General features: G+C 67.5%; 5 protein-coding genes and 2 pseudogenes. 3 read left to right on the forward strand and 4 right to left on the reverse strand.

What is annotated here, in order from left to right; genetic code table 11:
* A pseudogene (locus MET2598_RS43780) lies at positions 1-142 on the forward strand (IS30 family transposase); the annotation flags it as partial.
* 29 nt (positions 143-171) lie between these two features.
* Here the strand turns inward: MET2598_RS43780 and MET2598_RS0118005 are convergent.
* Together MET2598_RS0118005 and MET2598_RS0118010 are read right to left on the reverse strand one after the other, a co-directional pair.
* The gene (locus MET2598_RS0118005) at positions 172-1,281 is read right to left on the reverse strand and encodes a PQQ-dependent sugar dehydrogenase (protein WP_018261804.1); all 1,110 of its coding nucleotides are present in this window, start codon (positions 1,279-1,281) and stop codon (positions 172-174) included.
* Positions 1,282-1,458: 177 nt separating this feature from the next.
* On the reverse strand, positions 1,459-1,839 hold the full coding sequence (locus MET2598_RS0118010) for a hypothetical protein (protein ID WP_036270426.1): 381 nt from the start codon (positions 1,837-1,839) through the stop codon (positions 1,459-1,461).
* Between the two features lie 420 nt (positions 1,840-2,259).
* Here MET2598_RS0118010 and MET2598_RS36790 point away from each other — a divergent pair, with 420 nt between their 5' ends.
* Entirely contained in the window at positions 2,260-2,982 is a 723-nt protein-coding gene (locus tag MET2598_RS36790) for a phytanoyl-CoA dioxygenase family protein (RefSeq protein ID WP_236728743.1), read from the forward strand.
* A 271-nt stretch (positions 2,983-3,253) separates the two neighbouring features.
* A complete protein-coding gene (locus MET2598_RS41250) occupies positions 3,254-3,400 on the forward strand; it encodes a hypothetical protein (RefSeq protein WP_018261808.1) in 147 nt (48 codons plus the stop codon).
* 295 nt (positions 3,401-3,695) lie between these two features.
* Here the strand turns inward: MET2598_RS41250 and MET2598_RS43570 are convergent.
* Positions 3,696-3,927: pseudogene (locus tag MET2598_RS43570) on the reverse strand (MucR family transcriptional regulator); the annotation flags it as partial.
* A gap of 80 nt (positions 3,928-4,007) precedes the next feature.
* Positions 4,008-5,108: a TlpA disulfide reductase family protein gene (locus MET2598_RS0118030; protein ID WP_026190798.1), complete on the reverse strand. Its 1,101-nt coding sequence runs from the start codon at positions 5,106-5,108 to the stop codon at positions 4,008-4,010.
* Positions 5,109-5,430 lie beyond the last annotated feature (322 nt).

The raw sequence follows: 5,430 nt of genomic DNA on the forward strand, positions 1-5,430 counted from the left end.
CGCCCACAGCGCGAACGATCTTGCTGCTGTGGCCGCAGCCCTCAACAGCAGACCGCGCAAGACGCTGAACTGGAAGACGCCGGCAGAGGCGCTCGACGCTGTGCTGGCTGCCGTGCAAGATGGTGTTGCGACGACCGCTTGAACCCAAGCCCTAACGGTCGAAGCTGAGTTTTAGCCGCCCGGCTTGAAACGTAGGATCCGCCCCTGGTCCTCGTCGGTCAGAAGGTAGAGAAGGCCATCCTGTCCTTGGGCAACATGCCGGATGCGTGCGTCCATCGGGATGCGCTCCTCCCCAGTGACACGTGCCCCGGCGAGCGTCAGACGGATCAAGGCCTGTGAAGCCAGTCCAGCCAGCAGCAGGTTTCCATGCCAGGCCGGAAACGCAGCCCCCGTGTAGAACGTCATCCCAGAGAACGAGACCGATGGTGTCCAGTGATAAATGGCGTCCGTCAGGTCAGGCCGGGTCGGCGGCCGCGGGATCACGCGCCCATCCGTGTGATCACCCCAGCTCACTAAGGGCCAACCGTAGTTGCCGCCCGGCTTGGGAATGTTGATTTCATCTCCGCCGGTCGGCCCGAACTCCCCCGCCCAGAGGACGCCTGTACCCGGCTGGACGGCGAGGCCCTCGATGTTTCGATGGCCGTAGGACCAGATCTCTGGCCGAACTCCTGCACGATGCACGAATGGGTTGTCGGCCGGCACGGAGCCGTCCCGGTTGACGCGGACGAGCTTGCCCATGTGGGTAGAGAGATCCTGAGCCGAGTCAGGCTCGTCACGGTCTCCTGTCGAGATGAAGAGCTTGCTGTCGGGCGTGAAGGCGAGGCGCGATCCGAAGTGATCCTCGATCGGCGAGGCCGGCTGCTGCCGAAAGATGACCTCGAAGCCCTCCAAAGTCGTACCGGTCGTGCTGAGCCGCCCACGTCCTGCCGCCGTGGCCAAGCCGCCCCCACGCGGCTCGACATACGTGAGGTAAACGAGCTGGTTCTCAGAGAAATTGGGATCGAGTGCTACGTCCAAGAACTGAATGGACGGCTGCGGCGTCTTGGCGATCGGAGGTGAGATCTCCCCTTCGGCCGAGACGATGCGCAGGCGCCCCGGCTTTTCGGTGACCAACATGCGTCCATCCGGCAGGAAGGCGAGACCCCAGGGATGGTTGAGACCGCCCGCGACGGTTTCGACGATGATCTCGGCCTTCTCTGTTCTGAGGCGCTGCGCTGGTTGACCCGCAACAGGGAGGGAAGTCACCACGAGCGTGGCAGTGGCGAGAAGGATAGATCGCATTAGGGCGCTTCTCCGGCCGGCACCTCAACCCGCAACGCTGGCGCTCGGAGCCGTGCGCTGGCTGGTGCGCGACCAGGATCGCGAGGACACCCAACTCGCGGCCCAGGGCCCGCCGCCCTCGCAGGACTGAGCGGCCGGCCCCGTCAGCGGGGGCCGGCCTCGGTGTAGCGCCAGCCCTCAATCGTACGCGTCGAAGGCCGGGCCGTAGCCGTAGCCAACCGGTCGTGGTCCGAACCGGCGCGGCCCATAGAAGCCGTCCCGCTCGACCACGACCTCGCGAACGATGCGCCGGGGCCGGTACACGACCGGGCGCTCGACCACGACCTTACGGACAACACGGTGGGGGCGGATCACTGGCCGCTCCACGATCACCTCCCGCACGACGCGCCGAGGTGGGGCAACAACCTGCCGCTCGACGATGGTCCGGCGCGTCACGACGGTCTCGGGCGCGTCGAACTCGCCATAGCCATACCCCATGGCCTGAGCAGACGCGATGCCCAGGAGCACCCCGCTTCCGAGCACGGCGGCACTCAGAGTAGTCCGTACACACTTGTTCATTGTCCTACCTCACGCATGGACGCAGCTGCCAAGTGCGGTCCGCGCGAGAAACTCCGGACCCGTCCGTTTGGACGAGTGTTGCGGTGATTTTGCCCAAGTGCGTTCCCCCTTGCTGAGAGCGGGAGCTACAACCAAGGCCGCCTATCATGCCGAACGCCGTGGCAAGCTTGAGCGGTGCGTCCTCGCCGAGATCGCGACGGAGCCCCTAATCCGGCCGAGTAGGCTCTACGGCTGCAATTCGCGACACATGTTAATCGTTGAGCCGTAGGGCTTATGACGTATGTTAATATCTATCTACATGGGATGTGCTCAGTTGCAAGCCTGAAACATCGTATCGTTAGTACGTTCACGGCGCCTTCACGCCATTATTATGGCGCCCTGGGCGCTCAAGCCTGCCACTGGGCAACTTTCGTGACGAACATGGCTGCTACAGTTTCGCGCCTCCTCCTGGCTCCGATCCACGCCATCCAGGTGCTCACCGGGGCAAAATCTTTCCGAAGCAATCCGATCCTCGGCAGTGCTTCCTTGAACCGCCGCGGGCTGCACGTCTGGCGCGTCAACACGGCCACCGCCCTCACGGCGCGGAGACGACGGCGCCTGGCCTCGCTGGTGAGCGCGGAGGACCAGCGGCAGCTCGATGAGCAGGGCTACCTCGAGGTGCGCGACTTCCTCGAACCGGGGCACTTCGCCGACCTCGTGCAGGAGGTCACCTCGGTCGCACTCCCCGCCAGACAGTTTCGCGAGGGAGACGCCGTCACGCGACGCGTCCCGCTGACCCCGGCAACCCTGCGCCACCTCCCGGCCTGCCGGCGGCTCCTCGAAATGCCCGGCTTCCAGGGTCGGCTGCGCTACGTGGCGAGCTTCGACGTGGAGCCGGAGGTTTATATCCAGACGATCTTCTCCCAGCTCGACGGCTCACAAGCCGATCCACAGCTCGACCTCCACATGGACACGTTTCATCCAACCATGAAGGCGTGGCTGTTCCTGCACGACGTGCCGGAGGATGAGGGTCCCTTCACCTATGTGCGCGGCTCGGCCACCCGCTCGAAGCGGCGCCTTGCCTGGGAGCGGCGCAAGAGCGTGGAGGCCTGTGATCCAACCAAGGCGGGAGGGGGCGGCGCGCTTCTTGAGGAATTGCCATGAGACAGCCGTGACGGCGGCCTCGGCGGCCTCGACCTTGGCGATCTCTCGCTCGAAGGCGGCCCAGTGCATGCCCTTCGGCTTGGAGATGGGGTTGCCGATCGCGCCCTCGGCACCGAGCCGATCGCGCCGCTTGAAGGCGCGGGTGAACGCGCGGTCGGTCGGCATCTCGCGCTGAGAGCGGTAGCCGAGCCTGTAAGCCTGACGCGACGCGAAGGTCAGGGCACCGCCCGGGAGATGAAGCTTGGCGACCCGCGCGCCGGTGCGGGGGCATATGAACCACCAGCGCCGCCCGCCGAAGGGCTGGGTCGTGGTGGTGAGCTCGATCCAGTCGTCCGAGTGGCGCTTCTCGCTGTTCGAGCGCGTGGTGGTGAAGTGCAGGCGCAAGCGGCCGTGTTCGGCGCCGAGATGGGCCTCGTAGGCGATGGAGGCGAGTTGGGCGCCGGTGCGGGTGTTGGTCCAGGTCAGGGTGCCGGCTCGGCTCTGGCCCGGTCGGCAGATACCGTCGCGCAAGAGCTTGCCGAGGGTGAGGGTCAGCCCGCTCTCGACGGTTGGCCGACCACCCCATCGTCCGCTTCCGACGCCGCCCATTTTCCGCATTCGCCTTTCTGGATTTTCCGAAATCTCGTGTGAATTTTGGTTGTTTTCAGCCGCCGGCCGGGTGGGTGGGCAGGCCCAAGCGAGAGGGCTCTTCTTGAACGGGGAGGCGCCGCCAATTACGCACTCGACCGTGTGCGGCGACCGAGGCCGATGCTCTTGGCGAGCTCGGAGCGCTGGGCGGCGTAGTTCGCCGCTACCATCGGGTAGTCCGACGGCAGACCCCACTTCACCCGGGTACTGCTCGGGCGTGAGGCCGCGCGTGTTCAGGTGGCGCCTGAGCGACTTGTAGGGCTTGCCGTCCTCCAGGCTGATGATCGCGTCCGGCGTCACCGTCTTCTCGACCTGAACCGCCCCGGTTTTTCCGGCAACTGTAATCAGGCGGCAGCTGCCCCGGCGCGGATGTCGCGCGTCGGCTTCCCGCCCGCGGGTCACGCCTCGTCGAGCCGGCAAGTCGCTCCATCGCGGCGCCCGGCGGCCGCGTCGCAGCGCGCGACGAGCTGGTCGAGTTGGAAGATGATCACCGCCCGGACTATGTCGGGCGCGGGCGCGGGCGCGAGGGCCCGGGCCGCCCGGGCGCGGGCGGCGGCCTCGCCGGTCCGGCCGACGACGAGCAGGGCCCGGGCGGCGGCCTCCGCGAGCTGCATCCGCTGGTCGGTGCGAGTCACTTCGCCGGAGGCCTCCGCCCGGGTGATCGCCGTCAGCGCCAGGGCCGCGGCAGCCGGAGGCCAGTCTGGCGCCCCCGTGCCCTGCTCGGCCGCCTCGGCCAGCATGGTGCCGAGGTGGATGAGCGGTTCGATCTGGTCCGCGACGACCGCCCCGATCAGGTGCCGCGCGTAATCCAGGGCCGCCGCATCGCGAGCGGGCAGCAGCAGCGCGAACTTATGCAGACCTCGGAGCGGCTCGAGGCCGGGATCGGCCGCGAACGCGGCGTCGTAAGCCTGCAGGGCGCCGCTGCGGTCTCCCGCGGCGAGATGGCGCTCGACGGCCTCCTCCAGTCTCCAGAGCTCCCGCACCTTGTCGCGCTGCAGGACCGCCTCCTGCGCCTCCCGGGCCGCCGCGAGGTCCCAGCGCCCCTCGACCACCGCGGCGAGCGGGCCGTCGCTCTCCAGGGGATCGCCGATCCAGGCGATCCGGCCGTCGCGATCGATGATGAAGGCGGTTGGGACGTCGGTATTATAGGCCGCCTGGCACCAGGTCCGGTCCATCGTGCCCTGACGCTCGCCGGGCGAGAGCGGCAGATCGGCCGCGATCCGGTAGCCGATCGCGTCGCCGTGATCGCGCACGAAGGCCGCGAGCTCGCCGAGATCCGTCCAGTCGACGGCGACGCCGATGATCGGAACCTGCGGATGCCGGACCTGCAGGGCGGTGAGATGCGAGAAGGCCACCTTGCAGGAGCCGCACCACGGTGCCCAGAACACGATCACATGGACGCAGCCTTGCGCGAGGGCCGTGATCGGCTCGCCCTTCAGGAAGGTCTGGACGCGGATCTCCGCGGCGGGGTCGCCGATCAACCGTTCTGTCTGGGGCATGGAAGATCTTCTCGTGCGAGTGTGGGTGGGAATGCCGGGCGTGTCGCAAATTCGAGGACTGGCCCGTCGTATCGACCTGCGGCAATCGGGCTTGATTCAGATCATGGCCCGACGGCCAGCGCTCCGCGGCCTCTGGAGAGGACTGGCCCGGGAGAGCGCCGCGATGGGTGGCGCGGGCAATCCCGCGGCAAGGGCCGAGCCTATTTGTCTGGCTATTCGCAGCCACGACAACCTTGAGCGCTCCGGGTTAGGCTGCTGCAGCAGGGAGGCGCTCTCAGAGTTCAGGGGGCGCCACCCCGTCCGCCGCCGCCGCCGGGGCCAC

The organism is Methylobacterium sp. WSM2598 (assembly GCF_000379105.1).
Classification (GTDB): domain Bacteria; phylum Pseudomonadota; class Alphaproteobacteria; order Rhizobiales; family Beijerinckiaceae; genus Methylobacterium.

Coding starts and splice junctions, on each gene's coding strand:
- MET2598_RS0118005 (WP_018261804.1), bottom strand. CDS start 1,281: ATGCGATCTATCCTTCTCGCCACTGCCACGCTCGTGGTGACTTCCCTC.
- MET2598_RS0118010 (WP_036270426.1), bottom strand. CDS start 1,839: ATGAACAAGTGTGTACGGACTACTCTGAGTGCCGCCGTGCTCGGAAGC.
- MET2598_RS36790 (WP_236728743.1), top strand. CDS start 2,260: ATGGCTGCTACAGTTTCGCGCCTCCTCCTGGCTCCGATCCACGCCATC.
- MET2598_RS41250 (WP_018261808.1), top strand. CDS start 3,254: ATGAACCACCAGCGCCGCCCGCCGAAGGGCTGGGTCGTGGTGGTGAGC.
- MET2598_RS0118030 (WP_026190798.1), bottom strand. CDS start 5,108: ATGCCCCAGACAGAACGGTTGATCGGCGACCCCGCCGCGGAGATCCGC.